At 50.3% G+C, this 20124-nt stretch carries 15 protein-coding genes; 13 read left to right on the top strand and 2 right to left on the bottom strand.

Going from position 1 to position 20124, the window contains the following annotated elements:
• The first annotated feature begins 57 nt into the window (after positions 1-57).
• Both ACJJIY_RS08330 and ACJJIY_RS08325 read left to right on the top strand, forming a co-directional pair.
• Positions 58-1944 (top strand): MFS transporter, encoded by a 1887-nt coding sequence (locus ACJJIY_RS08330; protein WP_444895221.1) that lies wholly within the window; start codon positions 58-60, stop codon positions 1942-1944.
• Between the two features lie 174 nt (positions 1945-2118).
• On the top strand, positions 2119-3942 hold the full coding sequence (locus ACJJIY_RS08325) for an MFS transporter (RefSeq protein ID WP_444895222.1): 1824 nt from the start codon (positions 2119-2121) through the stop codon (positions 3940-3942).
• Between the two features lie 49 nt (positions 3943-3991).
• Here ACJJIY_RS08325 and ACJJIY_RS08320 read toward each other — a convergent pair whose 3' ends face one another.
• Complete coding sequence (locus ACJJIY_RS08320) at positions 3992-5923, bottom strand: cytochrome c/FTR1 family iron permease (RefSeq protein WP_444895223.1); 1932 nt, start codon at positions 5921-5923, stop codon at positions 3992-3994.
• 171 nt (positions 5924-6094) lie between these two features.
• Between ACJJIY_RS08320 and ACJJIY_RS08315 the strand changes: the two genes are divergently transcribed.
• The 10 genes from ACJJIY_RS08315 (at position 6095) to ACJJIY_RS08270 (ending at position 17210) form a co-directional block, all read left to right on the top strand.
• Entirely contained in the window at positions 6095-6574 is a 480-nt protein-coding gene (locus tag ACJJIY_RS08315; protein ID WP_282934317.1) for a glutathione peroxidase, read from the top strand.
• Positions 6574-7053, top strand: coding sequence for a MarR family winged helix-turn-helix transcriptional regulator (locus tag ACJJIY_RS08310; protein WP_444895224.1), 480 nt, complete (start codon positions 6574-6576; stop codon positions 7051-7053). The genes ACJJIY_RS08315 and ACJJIY_RS08310 overlap by 1 nt, the downstream gene beginning before the upstream one ends.
• 381 nt (positions 7054-7434) lie before the next feature.
• Positions 7435-8970, top strand: a complete 1536-nt coding sequence (locus ACJJIY_RS08305) for a 2-isopropylmalate synthase (RefSeq protein ID WP_413664345.1) — start codon at positions 7435-7437, stop codon at positions 8968-8970.
• Complete coding sequence (locus ACJJIY_RS08300) at positions 8971-9759, top strand: uracil-DNA glycosylase family protein (RefSeq protein WP_444895225.1); 789 nt, start codon at positions 8971-8973, stop codon at positions 9757-9759. It begins immediately after the preceding gene.
• On the top strand, positions 9756-10232 hold the full coding sequence (gene rimI, locus ACJJIY_RS08295; protein WP_444895226.1) for a ribosomal protein S18-alanine N-acetyltransferase: 477 nt from the start codon (positions 9756-9758) through the stop codon (positions 10230-10232). The genes ACJJIY_RS08300 and rimI overlap by 4 nt, the downstream gene beginning before the upstream one ends.
• Before the next feature lie 123 nt (positions 10233-10355).
• Entirely contained in the window at positions 10356-11738 is a 1383-nt protein-coding gene (locus ACJJIY_RS08290; protein WP_444895227.1) for an MATE family efflux transporter, read from the top strand.
• 203 nt (positions 11739-11941) lie between these two features.
• On the top strand, positions 11942-13252 hold the full coding sequence (locus tag ACJJIY_RS08285) for a YHYH protein (RefSeq protein ID WP_444895228.1): 1311 nt from the start codon (positions 11942-11944) through the stop codon (positions 13250-13252).
• Between the two features lie 442 nt (positions 13253-13694).
• Positions 13695-15059, top strand: coding sequence for a YHYH protein (locus tag ACJJIY_RS08280; protein WP_444895229.1), 1365 nt, complete (start codon positions 13695-13697; stop codon positions 15057-15059).
• Positions 15060-15089: 30 nt separating this feature from the next.
• A complete protein-coding gene (locus tag ACJJIY_RS08275) occupies positions 15090-16637 on the top strand; it encodes a YHYH protein (RefSeq protein WP_444895230.1) in 1548 nt (515 codons plus the stop codon).
• Between the two features lie 30 nt (positions 16638-16667).
• On the top strand, positions 16668-17210 hold the full coding sequence (locus ACJJIY_RS08270) for a hypothetical protein (protein WP_444895231.1): 543 nt from the start codon (positions 16668-16670) through the stop codon (positions 17208-17210).
• 150 nt (positions 17211-17360) lie between these two features.
• Here ACJJIY_RS08270 and ACJJIY_RS08265 read toward each other — a convergent pair whose 3' ends face one another.
• Positions 17361-18311, bottom strand: a complete 951-nt coding sequence (locus tag ACJJIY_RS08265) for an IS5 family transposase (protein WP_444895065.1) — start codon at positions 18309-18311, stop codon at positions 17361-17363.
• 354 nt (positions 18312-18665) lie between these two features.
• Here ACJJIY_RS08265 and ACJJIY_RS08260 point away from each other — a divergent pair, with 354 nt between their 5' ends.
• Positions 18666-19964, top strand: a complete 1299-nt coding sequence (locus tag ACJJIY_RS08260) for a YHYH protein (RefSeq protein ID WP_445359400.1) — start codon at positions 18666-18668, stop codon at positions 19962-19964.
• The last annotated feature ends 160 nt before the right edge of the window (positions 19965-20124 follow it).

The following is a 20124-nucleotide window of genomic DNA, read 5'->3' as shown; positions in this document are numbered from 1 at the left end:
CCTCCCGTCGGCAGTATGACTTACCATTAGCTCACTTAAATAAGAAGAGAGTTGCCAATGGCTAACCAGTCTCAGTTTCATCTTCTCACTAGCCGCCGCTTTTTGCCGTTCTTCAGCACCCAATTCCTGGGCGCCTTCAATGACAATGTTTATAAAAACGCCCTAATTGTCATGATCGCCTTTCGCCTGGTGGAAAGTGAAGCAAACGCACTAATTAACCTGGCTGCTGGCTTGTTTATTCTTCCCTTTTTCTTATTTTCTGCCTCCGCCGGCCAGATCGCGGACAAATACGACAAGGGGAGATTAATACGCTGGATTAAGCTAGGAGAGATCGCTATCGGTGCACTAGGTGTTTTCGCCCTTTTTAGCGGAAGCAACGCACTCTGTTTAACTGTGCTCTTTCTCTTGGGCATACAGTCCGCCTTTTTTGGCCCGGTGAAGTACGCGATCATCCCTCAACACTTAAAGCGTTCCGAACTGATAGGGGGTAATGCTCTGGTGGAAATGGGGACATTTGTGGCCATTTTAACGGGAACAATTGTCGGTAGCCTACTCGCAGGCCTCACAGGCCATGGGCAACAGGGAATTCTCTACTTAGGCCTGGTAATTATGGGTGCAGCTACCCTGGGATATCTAGCTAGCCGCTCAATCCCCGCAGCGCCAGCCCCCACACCCAATCTAAAAATAAACCCTAACCCCATTACTCAAACCCATAAAATACTCCGTGCCAGCGCGAGTACTCCCTCAATTTTCTACTCCATTATTGGTATATCTTGGTTTTGGTTAATGGGGGCGGCCTATCTGACACAAATTCCCAGTTTTACCAAGAATGTCCTAGGTGGCAGTGAATCAGTGGTTACATTGCTACTGTGCAGTTTTACCATTGGTATTGCCATTGGGTCCTTGATCTGCGAGCGCCTCTCCAGTGGATTTATTGAACTTGGCCTGGTGCCTGTTGGCGCGGCTGGACTCACCATAAGTGGTATCGCCCTGGGTATTGTCGGGGGAAACTTTGCAGAACTCCATGAAGCCAGCTTTACCGCATTTCTAAGTACCGATGGTGCATACTCTCTTCTCAGTTGTCTGGTACTACTGGGGATGTTTGGGGGTCTTTACATCGTTCCTCTGTACACCATGATCCAGGATCGATCCGACCCGGCAATTCGTGCACAAATTATCTCCGTAAACAATATTTTGAACGCCCTCTTTATGGTGGCTTCAGCGCTACTTGGAATTCTATTCCTCAATATGCTGGACGCGACCATACCGCAGTTCTTTCTTGTTATTGCACTTATGAATGCGGCGGTCGCCATTTTTGTGTTCGCCAAAGTGCCAGAATTTGCTATGCGCTTTTTGATCTGGGCCCTTTCCCACACCATGTACCGGGTAAAGCACCAAGGGCTTGAACAGATACCCACAGAGGGACCAGCCCTAATCGCTTGTAATCATGTGAGTTATGTCGACGCACTATTACTCGCCGGCGCTGTCCGCCGTCCTATCCGCTTTATTATGTACAAGCCCATTTATGAAATTCCAATTTTGCACTTCGTTTTCAAAACAGGCCGGGCAATTCCAATTTGCTCCAAGCAGAAAGACCCTGAAGGCTATGAACAGGCTTTTCAAGCCATTGAGGAAGGGCTAAAAGATGGAGATCTTCTCTGTATATTCCCCGAAGGTCAGTTAACTAAAGACGGAGAACTACAGCCATTTAAAGCCGGCATAGAAAAAATTCTGGAGAGAACCCCCGTCCCTGTAATTCCTATGGCCCTCCAAGGTCTCTGGGGTAGCTTTTTCAGCCACAAAGATGGTCATGCCTTCACTACATTGCCTAAGCGTTTTTGGTCGCGGGTGAGCGTCGTTGCCGGCAGGCCTGTCGAAGCAGCCGGTGCCAAGGCAGAGGCTCTATACCGCCAGGTGCTGGGCCTGCGCGGAGAGAAGCGTTAGCCTCCCCTTTTTCTTAACCGACAAGGATATGTGCCTACTTCACTGGTAGGCACATAAATTCTTCTCCTGCCCCACGACACCAGCCCCCTCCTTAAATCATTCCGATCACCTATTCTGATAGCGGGAATATAAATACATAGCTGCTAAGGGCGGCACAGGGACGAAGGCTTAACCATGTCTCAAAGCAACCAGTTCAAGCTCCTCGCCAGTCGCCGCTTTACGCCACTGTTTCTCTCACTGTTAGGCAGTGTTTTTAATGACAGCCTGTTTAAAAACTCCCTGCTAGTCATACTGGCATTTCATTTGGCCAAAGCAGAAGCCAATACACTGATTAATCTCGCCAGTAGCCTCTATGTCATACCGTATTTTCTATTTTCACTCGCCGCTGGACAATTGGCTGACAAGTATGAAAAGGGTCGAGTCATAAGAATTATTAAAGCCGCCGAAATACTAATCAGTATCCTCGGGGCCATTGCACTACTCACTGATGACCGAGTTTTAAGTTTTATCGTATTAATACTTTTTGCCACCCACACAGCTTTCTTTAGCCCTGTCCGATATGCCATCTTACCGCAGCATCTAAAGCAATCAGAATTACTTGGAGGAAATGGTTTAGCCCAGGTTGCATCCTTTTTCGGATTACTGGTTGGAACAATTGTCGGCACCCTCCTAGCCGGTGATGTGGGCCAGGGAAAACCAGGGCTTTTATATCTAAGCTTGGTGATGGTCACTGTCGCCGTACTAGGCTATCTCGCAAGTAGGGCAATCCCTCCCGCTCCATCCTCCGCCCCCAATTTAAAAATAGATTGGAACCCTATCAGCCAAACGCTGAAAATTATGCGGGAAGTAATCAAAACACCCACCGTTTTTTACGCAATTATTGCAAACTCCTGGTTCTGGTTATTTAGCACCGCATACCTAACCCAGGTTCCCAGTTTTGTCAGAAATGTGCTTGGCGCCAGTGAACCAATAATCACGATACTACTCTGCTGCCTAACTGTTGGCGTTGCTACAGGCTCACTAATGTGTGAAAGCTTATCTCGCGGTCGTATTGAACTGGGCTTGGTGGCAGCCGGCGGGCTGGGAATGACGGTGGCGGGACTTTGGTTGGGCATCCTATCGGGAAACTATCAGATGCTCTCCAACGCATCCCTTAGCCAATTCCTACAGAGTGATGGTGGACTGACCATTTTATTTATCACGACTTTCATTGGCGTTGCCGGCGGTATTTTTATCGTACCGCTATACACCATTATTCAGGAAAGGACAGCAGAGCAAATTCGCGCGCAGGTTATCTCTGTAAATAATGTCCTTAATGCCGTATTTGTAGTCATTATATCTTTTTCTATTATTGGGCTACTCGGGCCTGTGGGAATGACAATTCCCCAGGTATTTACCCTGCTGGCCGTACTAAATTTCGCTCTTTTAGTACTCCTGCTTTTTCGAATGCCGGAAATGTTATTTGACACCCTTTCTTGGCTTACCTATATCCTGCCCAGGCGCACGAAATACGAGGGGACTGAGCAAATCCCTAGCGAAGGTTCAGCACTTCTAGTTGCCCGCTACTCTAACCTGCTAACCCCATTTATTGTTAGCGGGGCAACGCAACGCAAGGTTCGCTTTATCCCCAGCGACGCCATTACTAACAGCCCTAGGCTTCACGCACTTTTACGCAAAAGTGACTATTTCCCCAAAAACTACTATGAAATCGAAGCTTCAGAGCTCAAGAAAAAGCACAATGCGATTCATGAGGCAGAGGCAAACAGGGATCTTCTGTGCATCCTGATTGAAGAAAACAGCAGGAAAGAAATTACGGAGCTTGTCACGCTGCTCAAGGAGAGTTTTCAAGGCGCATCATTGCCATTTATCCCTCTATCGATCCAAGGTTCGTTTAGCTATAAACGAAACCTAAAGACAATAGTACGGGTTGGCAGCCCAATACCGCTTGCAGAAATTTCTCCAGAACTGCTATCCGATAACCTGAAGGGTGCCGAATAAAGAGAGGCAGAATAGGGTACCCACAGAGTTGCGGGTACCCAAAAGCCATTTAGGCCGCTTTAGCGGAACTGGAATCTGAGCGGCTGCCTTTCAGTAGCAACCACAGAGCGACAACCAGTATTGCCCCCTGAATACCAACACCTTGCCAAGTCGGGTAGATACCCAACCAGTCAAAGCTGAGATTTACCGGCAGCGGAGAAATCGCAATCCACGCCGCTTCTTGCAGTGCCGCGACTGCCTTGCCCGCAAGAACAAATGACAACGCCAACAGTAAATAGGTTGTCATGGAGAAGAACTTGCCTATAGGCAAGCGAGCAGAGAAGCGCACAAAGGCAACGCCCAACACAACCAGCAATATCGCACCGGCAGCGAGGCCACCCCATAGGGCGCTGTACTGACTGGAAGCTGTTTGCACCAATAGGGCCTGGTAGAACAGGATGGTTTCAAAAATTTCGCGGTACACAGCAACAAATGCGAGACCGGCGATGCCCCACAGGGCGCCAGCGCTAAGGCTGCGGTTGATGCTGTTCTGGATATATTGCTGCCACTGATCCGCCTGGGTCTTACTGTGCATCCAGAAACCCACATAGAAGAGCACAACTGCGGCCAGAAGCGCTGCGACCCCTTCCATAACTTCCCGGCTGGCGCCACTGATGGAAACCAAACTCTGTGCGGCAACCCAAGTAACAACACCTGCGACCGCGGCGCTGATCCAACCGAAGTGAACAAATTTCAACGCATCGCGGCGACCGGTTTTTACCAGGATCGTTGTCAGTGCAATCACAACCAGCAGCGCCTCGAGACCTTCGCGCAGAAGAATCACCAAGCTGGCAATAAATAGTGCACCCGCAGAGAGAGTTGTCTCCTGCATTAAAGATTCGGCGCGCCCCAGTTGCTCAAGAATTACCTGTACCTGAGCCCTGACTTGATCGGGGTTACTATCGGCATTCAGCTGACTGCGCAGCCCGAGCAGCTCCCGTTCAGTGGCTTTACGCAGATCGGCGTCGAGGGAATCCAGAGAACTCTCCGCCATCTCAAAACCGTCCAGGTAGGCACTAATAGCCAGGGTGCGAGCGTGATCGTAGTTACCTTCCTGGTAGGCCACCAGGGACTTTTCCAGTTGCGCACGGGCTATCTCAATCGGCTGGGTGCCGAGGCTCCCCTCACCAGCAAAGAAGGGTGTGGGGTCGGCACGCAGGGAAGCAACTGCCGCGCCGGACAGTTCCGGGCGATCACTGTGCAGCACATTGGGGCTGTACATCACGATATCCTGCAAGCTCGGTTCAACGCCTTCGCCCTCCCCCGCTTCACCCTGGAAAGCCAGGCCGCCAACATAAAATGCCAGGGACCAGCGCTGCTGCTCATTCAGGTTTTTGAAGGCGGTCATTGCAGTGCCATCGATACCGTTACTGATAGCATCGTAAAGGCCCAGCAGGGAGCGATTTTCAGCGCGCTCCAACTCGTAGAAGTTTGTAGGCGCCGGCTCCAACTGTACCGCTAAGGGGCCATCCCCTCTACCCTCGATACCATGGCAGGTAACACACTGCGCCTGGTAGATAGCGCGACTCTCATCCACATTCAGCAATGCAGTGGGCAAAGATAGCGCGGGGGCGATAGACAGTAGCCCCTGACGCAACTTGGCGGTATGCGCTTGCACTTCCTGCACACTGGCCTTGCGGAGAATCGCCGCTTGCAGCGCATCCGCCTCGGTGCGGATCATCGCCGCTTCGGGCGACTCTTGCAGTTGTGCGCCGCGATCGATCAGTACCGAGGCGAACTCCTGCATCTCTGCAAACTCATCGTCACTAATGATCTCCCCATCTGCCACCGCTTCCGGATAATCCACACCGATGTACTCTGCCATCTGCATCAGCTGGCGCAATTCCTGCTCTGATAGACCGGAGGCCTGGGCTTGGACGGGTAGAACCGTAATGGCCAGTAGCGCCACTAGCAGGCGGGCCAAGTGTAAGGTGAGGCGCATGGAGAATCCTTTACTGTTATTGCAAAAGGGTTTTATCAATCTGGCGCATAATATAATTGGTAATCATTCTCACAATAAAGCCTGCAAAAGGGCTACTCCCAAATAAAGCGGTTGCAAAAAAGATTGTGCACAACTAAATTTAGCAAAATACAAACCGTCGAGGCTCTCTCAATGACCGATCTCTACTCAATTCCCGTGCAAACCGCTGATGGGCAAAAGACCACTCTGGCCGATTACAAAGACAAGGTGGTGCTAGTTGTTAACACGGCCAGTAAGTGTGGCTTCACCAAGCAATACGCTGGCCTGGAGGATTTATATAAAAAATACAAAGACCGTGGATTTACCGTCCTGGGCTTTCCCTGCAATCAATTTGGCAAGCAGGAACCCGGTAGCGATGAGGAAATTCAGGAGTTTTGTGAACTGAACTTTGGAGTCAGCTTCCCCGTCTACGCTAAGCTGGACGTCAATGGCGATGAAGCTCACCCGCTGTTTGTGGAGCTCAAGAAACGTGCGCCGGGGCTATTGGGAACCGAGGGCATTAAGTGGAATTTCACTAAGTTCTTGATCGGTAAGAATGGCGAAAATGTTAAACGCTACGCGCCAAAGGATGCACCGGCATCCCTGGAGACAGAAATCGAGCGTATGCTCTGATGATTGTCTGTGATGACGATTCCGGCGAGCTGGCACTGAACCGCCAGCTATGTTTTGCCCTCTACGCCGCATCCCGAGCCATGACCCGCGCCTACCAGCCGATGCTAAAGGAATTGGGGATCACCTATCCGCAATATCTGGTTTTAATGGTTCTGTGGGAGTGGGCCAACACCAAGGCGCCATCGGAAGAAGAGCAGAGCGTCAGTGCACTGGGGCAGAGGCTGATGCTGGATTCCGGCACCTTGACCCCGCTGCTTAAGCGGATGGAGCAAAACGGCCTGGTCAAGCGTCGCCGCAGCAATCAGGATGAACGGATAACCCTGATCACTGTGACAGAGGAAGGCCTTGCCCTTAAACCAAGAGCCAGAGAGTGGGTGACAGCACAGCTGGACAACAGCCGTATCAGCCGCAGCGAGGTAGAGCAACTACACGGAGACTTGTGGCAGTTTCTGCATAAATTGACCGATACCACCCCTTGATAGCGAACCCCATTGAAACCTTCAGTGGGGCAGCCCTTCAAAACCAGGATATAAACACTAAAAAACAGCCAAAAAAGAAAAGAATATAACAAAAGCGGAAAATAATGCGCCAATATTAGGATATATATTGACCTTCCGGTTGATTTCGCTTCATAATGCCCTGAATCCGACCTAATGCGGAAACTGTTGTATATGAAGACTCCATTTATCACTCAGCGCCAGTCTTTTCTTGCCCTAGCTTTCTCGCTACGACTGCCCCTGCGCGGCATATAATTTTTCTCCCCCCACCCCCAACAGAATTCCAAACTTTATTTGAGCGATGCATAGACAGCGGCAAGGCCCCCTGTTTAGCCTCAAAGCAAATAAGGAGAACAAACGAAAATGAGCACTAAAAAAGATAAGTTAGTCATTTTTGATACCACTCTGCGCGATGGTGAGCAGAGTCCTGGCGCCTCTATGACGAGAGAGGAAAAAATTCGTATCGCCCGCATGCTTGAGAGAATGCGTGTCGATGTCATTGAGGCTGGATTCGCGATTGCCAGTCCCGGAGACTTCGAGTCGGTCAAGGCCGTCGCTGAAGCCGTTACCGAATCACGGGTTTGCAGCCTGGCCCGAGCGGTCAATGCCGATATCGTGCGCGCTGGCGAAGCCCTGAAGAATGCCAACGCCTCGCGTATCCACACATTTATTGCCACTTCTCCAATCCATATGAAATACAAGTTGCAAATGGAACCGGAAGCGGTGTTGCAGCAGGCAGTGAAAGCGGTTCAAACAGCGCGCAACTTTACCGACGATGTGGAATTCTCCCTCGAGGATGGCAGCCGCTCCGAGCCGGAATTTATGTATCGCATCATCGAAGCGGTTATCGCGGCAGGGGCCGGCACTATCAATATTCCCGACACCGTTGGTTACGGGGAACCGGAAGAGTATGGGGCTATGTTCCGCCGTGTTATCGAGAACGTCCCCAACTCCGACAAAGCCATCTTTTCGACCCACTGTCACAACGACCTGGGCCTCGCCGTTGCCAACTCCCTGTCGGCCGTGATGAACGGTGTGCGCCAAGTGGAATGCACCATCAATGGCTTGGGAGAGCGCGCCGGTAATGCCTCCCTGGAAGAAATCGTTATGGCAGTACAAACCCGCCAGGATCTCTACCCGGTAGAAACAGGGCTGGATACCAGCCACATCGTGCCCACTTCGAGAATGGTGTCGTCGATTACCGGATTCCCAGTGCAACCCAACAAGGCCATTGTCGGCGCCAACGCCTTTGCCCATGAGTCCGGTATTCACCAGGACGGTGTTCTGAAGCACCGCGAGACCTACGAAATCATGCGCGCAGAAGATGTCGGCTGGGGTCAAAACCGCCTGGTTCTCGGTAAACACTCCGGCCGGGCTGCCGTTCGCGCCCGCTACGAAGAGCTGGGGGTAGATTTCGCCGATACCGAAGAATTCCAGCAGGTATTTGCCCGCTTTAAAGACCTAGCCGACAAGAAACATGAGATCTTTGACGAAGATTTGCACTCTCTGGTGAGTGGAGGCGAGTCACCGGTAGAGCGATTCCAACTGAGTGACCTGGATGTGCGCACCAAAATCGGCTCAGCCCCCCAGGCCTTTGTCAGCCTCACCATTGACGGAGAGCCCCGACAGACTGAAGCCAGCGGAGGCGGCCCCGTAGATGCCACCTTCAAAGCTATTGAACAGCTGGTAAACAGCGGCGCCGACTTAAAACTGTATTCTGTGAATGCGGTCACCCAGGGAACAGACTCCCAAGGGTCCGTTACAGTGCGCCTGGAAAAGGACGGCCGCCTGGTCAACGGCGTTGGCGCAGATACAGATATCCTGATTGCCTCAGCACAAGCCTATATGGATGCGTTAAACTTGCTCGCCAGCAGTGAGAGTAAGAAACAGGGCGTATAAGTGAACGAGCTTCAGCGAGCGGAATATTTATCAGTACTTGGAGTTCCAAGCTATGTGCCCCGATTCGTATTGCCGCTCGCACCCGATCCTCGCCAGGCCGAACTGCCTCCCGCCGAAGAGGCTGCTGGGACTCAGCAGCCTCTGGTTGCAAGTGGAATAGCTCAAAACCCGCTACCCCACTCAGCAGATCAGATAATCACCCAACCGGTACAGAGTCCGGAGCGCAACGCCCGTGTGCTAGATGAAATAAGCGCTCTCACCGACCAGACAAAACGCCCACAAGAGACGGTGGCAGTGACACCGGCTCCTGTTGCCCCCCCCCAGCAAAGTGTTAAACCTTTTGTTTTGAACTGCTGGCGTATTGGGGAGGAACTCCTGGCCGTGGACAGTCACGAGCCCGGTGCAGCGCTTCCCCTGGAAGCCCTGTTCAACAATATTCTCCGCGCCTTGCACTGGCACCAGCTCCCCCGGCAACAGGAGCGCCTGCAATGGCCTTTAACAGAAAATCGCTTTGGTCCTGCCGAAGACGCCTCACAGGCTCGCGATACATTCTCCAGCTGGTTGGAGGCCTCTTATTCCCGTATGCCGGTTAAATCCATCTGGCTGATGGGCAGTGAAGCTCAAGACTTTTGCACTCCGATCCCATTGGAAAGCCAGGTTGTCGAATGGCAGAAGGCCCGCTTAATTAGTATGCCCAGCCTCTCGCAACTACTGCGAGCCCCCGAACTAAAACGCCCCCTGTGGAACCTGTTGCGCACTAGTTACCCGACTGAAACCCGCGCAGAATGACCTACTTAAATTACACTGAGCTACAGTTGCGCTCCGCCAATGCCGACGACTGTGCATCTCTGGCCCAGTTGGCAAAAAGTGCCCACAGTCATCCGTGGAGTGAAGCCCAATACCAGCAGAGTCTCAGCGCCGGCCACTACTGCTGGGTCCTGATCCAAGGCGATGACATTATCGCCTGTTGCGTGATCAGTAGCCTGTTTGACCAGGCAGAAATCCTGGACATTGCCGTATCCCCAGCGCAACGCCGACAGGGCCTCGCCGAGGCATTATTGAACAGCGTGAAAACGGAATTACCCAGCGAAGTTGAGCGAATTTTGCTCGAGGTGCGGGTATCCAATCTCGCTGCGCGCTCCCTCTATCGCAAACTGGGTTTCTCTGAAGACGGGATACGCAAAAATTATTACCCCGCGCAAAACGGCATGCGCGAGGACGCTGTACTCATGAGTCTCGCTCTGAATGACACTCAGTCGTAGAATGAGCCTCTCATTCGGAATTCCCGCCTTACCGACAAGGCCTTGAACGGCAGGCAACCACTCCTGCCCTGTAACACTATTCCCGACTTCCCAACCCCCTCGTTGGATTGACAAGAGTTATACATGTCTCTATCAAAAAGCAGCCCATCACTGCTGGAAGGTTCAGTTTCCAGTCACTTACAGAGACTGGCACTACCCATGGTCTGGGGAATTCTCGCCGCCATGTCCTTTAATATCGCCGATACCTATTTTGTCTCCCAGCTGGGCGATGGCCCCCTGGCGGCGATGAGTTTCACCTTCCCGGTAGTGATGGCCATAAACAGCTTTGCTATCGGTCTCGGCGCAGGTACTTCTTCGGCTGTGGCCCGGGTTTACGGCGCAGGGGATATAAAGAACGTTCGCCGCCTGGTAACTGACGCATCTGTACTGGCACTGCTGATTGCTGTTGTGATTACTGCAGTCGGCCTGGCCACCATGCGCCCTCTATTTGAGCTGCTGGGCGCCGGCCCCGATATGCTTCCGCTTATTGCCGATTACATGATCCCCTGGTATCTGGGAACCATCTTTGTCATTGTCCCGACCGTCGCGCTCGCTGCTCTTCGCGCCATTGGTAACAGCGCGGTAACCGGCCGTATTATGGTGGCGGTAGCCCTACTGAACCTGATTCTCGACCCCATTTTGATTTTTGGGCTTTTCGGCTTTCCCCGACTTGAGCTCCAGGGAGCAGCTATCGCTACGATTATCGTGCGCGCCCTGAGCTTTATTGCTGCACTTTACTTCATCATCAAAAAAGAACACCTAATGACAGCCCCACAATGGCGGCTGAGCGGCCTACTCGAATCCTGGCGCAAAGTGTTAGCTGTCGGGCTTCCCGCTGTGCTCACCAATGTCATTATTCCCGTATCGGGAGGTGTTGTCGTTGCACTCGTTGCCGTGCACGGCGAAGATGCCGTCGCGGGCCTGGGAGTCGCACTCCGAGTCGAACCCCTGGCACTCATTGTGTTTTACGCACTTTCCTCTGTAGTCGGCCCCTTTATGGGACAGAATGCCGGGGCGGAAAAAACCGATCGCCTGCGGGAAACCGTGAGCGTACTGGCAAGGTTCTGCCTGGTATTTGGAGCGGGACTGGCGGTGCTTCTCTACTTTGTTGCAGAACCTATCGTAAGTCTGTTCAGTGATTCCACCGAGGTTCTCGCTGTCGCTGTTGCCTACCTGACCCTGGTGCCTCTCAGCTATGCCGGGTACGGCTTTGTGATGTCTGCCAATGCCGCATTCAATGGACTCGGGAAACCGCTGCCAGCAACCGTCATTTCTTTCCTGCGGGTACTGGGTCTCTACCTACCCCTGGCCTGGATTGGGAACAGCCTGTGGGGCATGACCGGCCTGTTTGTCGCTACAGCAGCATCCAACCTGATTCTCGGCTTTATTTCCTGGTGGTGGCTGCGCCGCGATACGCACCAGCGCACAGCAGAGACAACAACCAGCCCCGAGCTGTCAACCAACTGATCGATCTGTGGGCCGAATTACTCCTGATTCGGCCCATATCCATCCACCACCCCTAAAAACACAACACAAGGAAATCAGTGCCTTAACAGGCAGCGTACACATTACTTCCCATTTTTGCCGATAACTTCAAATTCCTCCAAACCCCGGCAGACAGCAACATAGCCCGCCTTCTTCTCTTACTGCGAAACATGGATGGTGATTCGATGAGGCTTCAGGAGATTTCCCCCCTTCAAACCCGCACCCTGTTAATCAACACACTGGCAATTTTTCTGGCCTGCACACCTTTAACAGGTTGTGACAATGACGATTCAGACCCACCCCCTTCAGACGACGATACTGCCGATGACAGCAGCCCCTGGGTGCTAAATACCGACGATGAACGGGCGCCTTATATCTATGAGAGCAATAGTAATGAGCAGGTCCTGGTCAATGTGCAAAGCATCGAAACGGTCACTGTCGACGGCAAGGAATACACTCAAGTTACCGCGTCCGGCATCCCGGATTATGAAATTGAAATCACCACTGCTATCTACAACGAACTAATCAATCGCCCCAAGGCGAACACCGACTTTGTCTACGGCAGCCCTACAGTACAAATTGGCGATATCGTGAGTTTTGGCCAGGATATCGGCTTTAGCAGTAATCCCAATACCTGCTACGCCGAAGCGGGATTTGGATTTTGGCCGCCGGGCCCGGTCTGCCCAGAAAATGTTTCCCACAACAGCTATTTTCCAACTGAGCCAGAGGTCTCGGAAGAAGACTGTGAGAGTGGACTCGGACCTCAGGGTTATTGGGTCAACGGAACCTCTATCTACCAGTGGAGCGATGGACAGTCTGTGAATGGCACCTGGCACACTTTGGCACCTGTCGCTGAGATGTACGATGTTGATATTTGTGGTGGACACGCTGCCCGGGGAGACTATCACCACCACTTCTACAGCGATTGCCTGGCAGACTTGGTTGGAGATACTGGAGATAGCCACTCTCCCGTCTACGGGTTCACCGCCGATGGCTATCCCATTTATGGCCCTTGGGAGGCCGATGGTGTTCTTGCAATAAGTAGTTGGGTCACTAGAGACTATGACGATGCCGACTCTACTAGCGGCTGCGGGATTGCCGGCGAGCGCAGTTGCTTATTGGCAGATGAATACGATTTGTCACAAGGCACAAGTTCACTTGCTGAATCCGGCCCCAGTACCAGCGATACATTTACGTCCCTATCAGGCAACCTTTTTCAAACCACCAGCGGTTTTTTTTACGAAGACTATTACTGGGACTCCAATTTGACCGACCAGGAGGGCACTTATCTGGATCAATACAATGGGCACAGTGACAGCGAGCGGGGTTATCATTACCACCTAACGGTAGAACTGAATGATGAAGGGCAGCTGACCCCATCATTCCCCTATACCTTTGGGCCCCGCTTTTACGGCAAACTCGATGACCAGACAATTGTGAATGTTTGCTCCGATGAAGTCGGCGGAGGTTTTCCCCCTGGACCACCGCCAATGTAGCTAGGCCAGCAGAAAACAGCTTACCTATAATCACCTATAAATCATTGATAAAGCCCCACGCCAGCCTGGAACCGGTTAAAGCTTCCAGACTGGCGACTCTCCCAAATACAGTCTCAGAATCCAGGCCTCTGCTTTCAGTAGCTGGCTTCACTAAATACAGCCAGCCAACTACTAGACCTTTTAGTCAAAAAAATATCGAAAGAATAATATTTTATTTAAATTAAATACAAAGAAAGTCATTAACGAGATAAGTAATTTTTCAGCAAATAACTTTTTAACTGTTGATACCGAAAGAAAAGCCATCCTTTTGAACTTACGCACAAACTAGGCAGAAATAGAGAGCCAATTTAACCCTTTGCAAATTAGGTTAATAATTATCCACATTTTCTCCACTTTTATCCGCTAATTTCTGGACTAACCCCCATCTAATTCACGGTGTGCTATGAAATTAACGGAAATTTTTGACACGGACCGAAAGTCCATTTTGCCTTATGTAATATCTCTGGTATTGCTTTCAGGCGTACTCCAGGCATGCGGTGGAGGCGGCAGCTCTTCATCTGATTCAGATTCGTCATCTGAAGATACTAGCGACAGCGGCTCAGATTCCGGTGACGATAATGACGATGACGATTCATCAGATGATAGTGACAGTTCAGACTCGAGCACCGATAGCGGGGTTTGGATTCTAAATACTGATGATGAGCGCGCACCCTATATCTATGAAAGTAACAGCAATGAACAAGTACTAGTAAATGTTCAGAGCGTTGAATCTGAAACTGTCGACGGTAAAGAATACACTGTTGTATCAGCAACCGGCATTCCAAATTACACTATCGAAATTACACAAACTGTTCTCGATGCACTCCTGGAACGTCCAAAAGCATCCTCTGACTTTTTAACCGGCAGCCCCTATGTCAGCGTTGGCGATATTGTCAGTTTTGGGCAGGACATTGGATATAAAAGTAATTCGTCCTGTGGTGCAGAAGCTGGTTATGGCTTTTGGCCACCGGGGCCTGTCTGCCCTGAAAATGTTTCCCATGTTGGCTATTTTCCCGTTGAACCTGAACCTGCAACTGACAGTTGTGAAACTGGTTTAGGGGTACAGGGCTACTGGGTAAATGGAACCTCTATTTATCAATGGAGTGACGGGATGAGTGTTGATAATACATGGCATACACTCGCCCCCCTAGCTGAAGTCTACGACGTTGATATTTGCGGTGGTCACGCAGCAAACGGTGATTATCACCACCATTTTTACAGTGAATGCCTCGCAGAGATGGTCGGCGATATTGGTGACGACCACTCTCCAATTTATGGCTACACCGCCGACGGCTATGCAATTTATGGCCCTTGGGAAAGTGAGGGTGAATTAGCGGAAAGTAGTTGGGCTGTTCGAGATTACGATGATGCCTCATCCGAAAGTGGCTGTGGTGTCGCCGGCGAGCGCAGCTGCTTATTAATCGATGAATATGATATTTCCCAAGGCGTGGAAACTACTTCTAATACTGGCCCAACTACAAGTGATTCATATACCTCCGCCTCCGGAAATGAATTTGAAACAGCTGCTGGTTTTTTCTACGAAGATTATTATTGGGACGAAGAACTTACAGCTCAAGGTGGAGTCTATTTAGATCAGTACAATGGCCATTCGGATGATGAGCGAGGATACCATTATCATCTTACCGTCACTGTCGATAGCGATGGACAATTAATCCCCGCCTTTCCCTTCACTTTTGGACCGCGCTTTTACGGAAAATTGGATGACCAAACTGTTGTCAGCCGATGCTCAACAACCGTGGGGCGGTAACCAATAAAGATAAATTGAGGTAACCTTCTCGTGAAAATTAACGGGTACTTTCTTGCCGGCTCATTAGCCTGGCTAACTGCAGCCAGTGTTGTGGCTCAACCTAATCCCAACTCTGGGCATAACAACGATCAACGTTCGGTTAGGGAAGTACCTGTTCGCAATAGCAATGGAAGAAACTGGCAAAACAACAACTCGATAAATTCAGAAAACACTAGAAATAACACTGCAGATTCCTCCACCGACTCAAACAGCAATACAGTTGAAGAGGAAAGTCCAACAGATACTACGGTAGATAATCCAACAGAAACAACTACCGACGAAACAAGCAATACATCGAATAATAACGAGGACACTTCTTCGGACGTTAACGAAGAGAATTCCGGCTCCTCAGATAATTCGACAATTTCAGGTAACGAGGAAAGCTCGGTAACAGAGAGCTCCGGTACTACCTGGATTATCAATTCAACTAACGAACGCGCCCCCTATATTTACGAAAGTAACAGTAATCAGCAGGTTCTGGTTAATGTGCAAAGTATTGAATCTGTAACCGTTGCCGGAAAGGAATATACCCGCGTATCTGCTACCGGTATCCCGGACTACCAGATTGAAATAACCCAGGAAATACTAGACGCACTCATCAGCCGTCCAAAAGCCTCTACAGACTTCGTCAATGGCTACCCCTTGGTACAAACTGGTGAGGTTGTTAGCTTCGGCCAGGACATCGGCTATCGCAGTAATTCCAGCTGCGGCTCAGAAGCCGGTTATGGCTTCTGGCCCCCAGGTCCCGTGTGCCCCGAAAACGTCGACCATGTAGGCTATATTCCTGCTGAGCCTGAGGCATCCACTGACAGCTGTGAAACTGGGCTCGGTGTACAGGGTTACTGGGTAAATGGAACCTCAATTTACCAGTGGAGTGACGGACAGTCAGTAAATAACACTTGGCATACCCTGGCTCCCATGGCAGAAGTCTATGACGTAGATATCTGTGGCGGCCATGCAGCTAACGGCGATTACCACCATCACTTTTACAGTAATTGCCTGGCTGAAATTGCCGGGGACACCGCCGATGGACACTCCCCTATCTACGGCTATACCGCCGATGGCTACGCAATTTACGGTCCATGGGAAGACGCAGGTGTGCTAACTAAAAGCAGCTGGGCAATACGGGATTACGACGATCCCCGTTCAGACACCGGCTGTGGCGTTGCCGGGCAACGCAGCTGTCTGCTAGTCGATGAATATGATATTGATCGCGGCGTATCCAATACAAATAACACCGGCCCCACTACCAGCGGTAGCTACACCTCTCAATCCGGAAACGAATTTGAAACTCCGGCAGGTTTTTTCTACGAGGATTATTACTGGGATGAAAGCCTGACAGCGCAAGGTAGCGAATACTTGGATCAATTTAATGGACACACTGACAGTGAAAGAGGTTATCACTACCACCTGACAGTTACGCAGGATAACAATGGCCAACTAATTCCAGCTTTCCCATTTACCTTCGGCCCGCGCTTTGCCGGCAAGCTGGATGACCAAACTATCGTCAATCGCTGCTCAACCACCGTTGGCCGCTAACTCATATTCAAGCTTGGGAGTAAGAGTTAAATGAAAATGCACAGGTTCTTTATCGCTGGGTCTTTGGCCTGGATTGTTTCAGCCTCTATGACCGCGTATGCGGCACAGCCAAATCCTCACGCGGGCCACAATGGCGATCAGCATCCGGTGATAGAGATACCTCTACATGTTGCCGCTCCCAGAATCGAACTGGACATGAGCCGCGACGATATGTCCGGCTATAATCTACATATTGACTACGATCGGTTTGAGCTGGAATCCCCTCGCTTTGCCAATGACGATTCTGAGCAGTTTCTGGAGGGGCACGCCCACCTTTACATCAATGGGGAAAAAATCCAACGTCTTTATGGCTCGGATTTACATATTCCCGGAAAATTACTAAAACCCGGTTTTAACCAAGTCACCGTGACTCTCAATGCACACGACCACAGCACTTGGAGCCGCGGTGGAAAGCGAATACTGGCAACCTTATTTGTTCACCTCGATAAGAAAGAGCTGGTATTACACCGCTTTTCAACATCACCTATCGGGGGCAACAAACAAATAGCCAAAGTCAGCCGACCTGATAATTAGGGACCCTCTGATCAACGAAGCATTTTTCCAGAATTAAGCTGAGCTGCTTGAAAAATTCACTTTATTACGCACAAACGCGTAATTTGCGCGTAATAGTCCACTAATTTTTCATCTGAAACCCTCAATAGGTGGATTTCAGGCGAACCACCCCTAGGCAGCCAAGTATTTTCTCCCTATTATTAAGTTGGTAAAGCCTGCCAGTAAGCACAGCCTCTCAGTATTTTTTACCAGTCCCCGATAGCGGACCTTGTCATAACCAAATACCCGTTTGATGTAGCGGAAGGGGTGCTCGACCTTCGCTCTTATCTGCGCCTTGATCTTTTCCGCTTTACGAAGTGCATCACGCCCTGGAAGAGTTTTTAGCTTGCTCGGCTTCATTGCTATATACCAATCCGCCTCCCGCTCTTTCAACTCTTCACGTTTCTCCGCACCAATGTACCCAGAGTCTCCCCAGATTCTTTTCTCCTCCCCGTGGAGAACTCGCTCTGTAGTTGTGACATCATGCGAATTCGCTGCTGTTGTATCTATGCTATGTATTACTCCGAGCACATCATCAACCCCGATATGCATTTTCATTCCAAAATGCCACTGATTGCCTTTCTTTGTTTGATGCATTTCTGGATCACGTTTTTTCTTTTTATTCTTGGTTGAAGTTGGCGCAGAGATAATAGTGGCATCTACAATCGTACCTTCACGCAGTACCATGCCATTCTCAGCAAGATGCTTGTTGATTTCATCAAAAAGAGCTGCACCTAGCTGATTGAGCTCCAGTAAGTGGCGAAAGTTAAGAATCGTTGTTTCATCGGGAATTGGGCCGCTCAAAGTCAATCCAGCAAAACTACGCATGGATTCAATTTCATACAGTGCATCCTCCATAGCGGGATCACTGAGATTATAAAATAGCTGCATGCAATGAATACGGAGCATGACACTCAATGGATATGGCTGTCGGCCACGTTTGCCTTGTGGATAGCAAGGAGTGATCTGAGCTTCTAGTCGCTGCCATGGGATGAGGGCTTCCATTTGAGAAAGAAACTTCTCTCGGCGAGTTATACGGCGCTTTAGCTTATATTCTGCTTCGGCAAAGGTGACTTGGTGCATAATTCATCGTAGTCTTGATGGGTAGGTGAATATTACCAATATTGGCTTGGAATTATTCAGAGGTTCCTTAGATTAAGACCTGGAATTTTTCAAAGAGAGAATTGGAGCTAATACCCCAAAAAATATTTAATTAATAGCCGGCCCACTAATTAAAGGCTACTTAGGCTATTTACAATAAAGCAATAAGATATTTTTGCCTGACTCACGGAGTATCGCTTTTGAACGCAGTGCACAAATCTGAAAAAAATTAAGACGATAAAGAGGATATAAAATGTAGCTAGCAGGCCATCCACATTTCATTCACTTTTGTGCGCTAGGTTCGGGGAGCAACTCCTCCATATGCCACGGTGTGATATGAAAATAATTAAAATTTTTGACCGGAATGGCCAGCCTACACTCTCTTATACACTAGCGTTGATAATATCTCTCGGAGTTCTTCAGGGATGCGATAGTGGCTCTTCCTCAGATGAGGATGGCGATGACTCTTCTGAGACCTCCTCTGAAGAGTCAGATTCCAGCACTGATACTGGTGTCTGGATTATGAATACTGATGACGAACGCGCGCCTTACATTTATGAAAGTAACAGCAATGAGCAGGTTCTGGTCAACGTCCAGAGCGTAGCATCAGAAACCGTAGATGGCCGGGAATACACCGTTGTCTCAGCAACCGGTGTTCCCGACTACGAGATTGAAATTACTCAAAGTATTCTAGACGGACTACTTGAACGTCCATTAGCCTCCTCTGATTTCGAAACTGGCAGCCCCAATGTCAGCGTTGGAGATATTGTCAGCTTTGGGCAAGATATTGGCTATACGGGTATTGGCACCTGTGATGTAGATGCCGGCTATGGATTTTGGCCACCAGGACTCGTTTGCCCAGAGAATGTCTCTCATGTCGGATACATCCCTGTCGAACCCGAGCCCGCAACGGAGGAGTGCGCAACGGGGCTCGGCGTACAGGGCTACTGGGTAAATGGCGTCTCTATTTATGATTGGGGTGATGGTCAATCAGTGGATGGCACCTGGCAAACCCTGGCACCGGTTGCTGAGGTCTACGATGTGGATATCTGTGGTGGACACGCCGCAAACGGAGATTACCACCATCACTTTTATAGCGATTGCCTAGCCGATCTTGTTGGCGATATAGGTGACGACCACTCCCCTATCTACGGCTATACCGCCGACGGCTATGCAATCTATGGCCCCTGGCAGAGTGAAGGAGAACTCGCAGAAAGCAGCTGGGCTGTACGAGATTATGACGACCCCAGCTCCGAGAGCGGTTGCGGCGTAGCAGGCGAGAGAAGCTGTCTCTTGGTGGATGAATACGACCTCTCCCAAGGAGTCGAAACAACATCGAATACCGGCCCCACGACAAGTGGCTCTTATACCTCCCTGTCAGGCAATGAGTTCACTACAGCAGCGGGCTTTTTCTACGAGGACTATTACTGGGACGAAGGCCTGACTAATGAAGGCGGAGTATATTTGGACCAGCATAACGGTCACTCAGATGACGAAAGGGGATACCATTACCACCTGACTGTCACTGTCGATGATGATGGTGAGCTTGTCCCCGCCTTCCCATATACTTTTGGCCCCCGCTTTTACGGCAAGCTAGATGATCAAACTATTGTCAATGAGTGCTCAACACAGTAGTTCAGCGGTGCACTAACATTGAAGGCCAAGCCACTTTCCTAATACGCCGGAAATCTCCCTGGAGTCGCAGTAAGTGTAAGCTTTGCGGTCCCTTGTTTTTACGGGGACCGACACCCCAGGTAATGGAAGTAACTGGAGCAATAGCACCCGATAGACTAAA

This window comes from Microbulbifer maximicatervae (SeqCode), from assembly GCF_052468155.1.
Note: the sequence above shows the minus strand (reverse complement) of the source record. Positions and strands in the feature narration are given on the sequence as shown.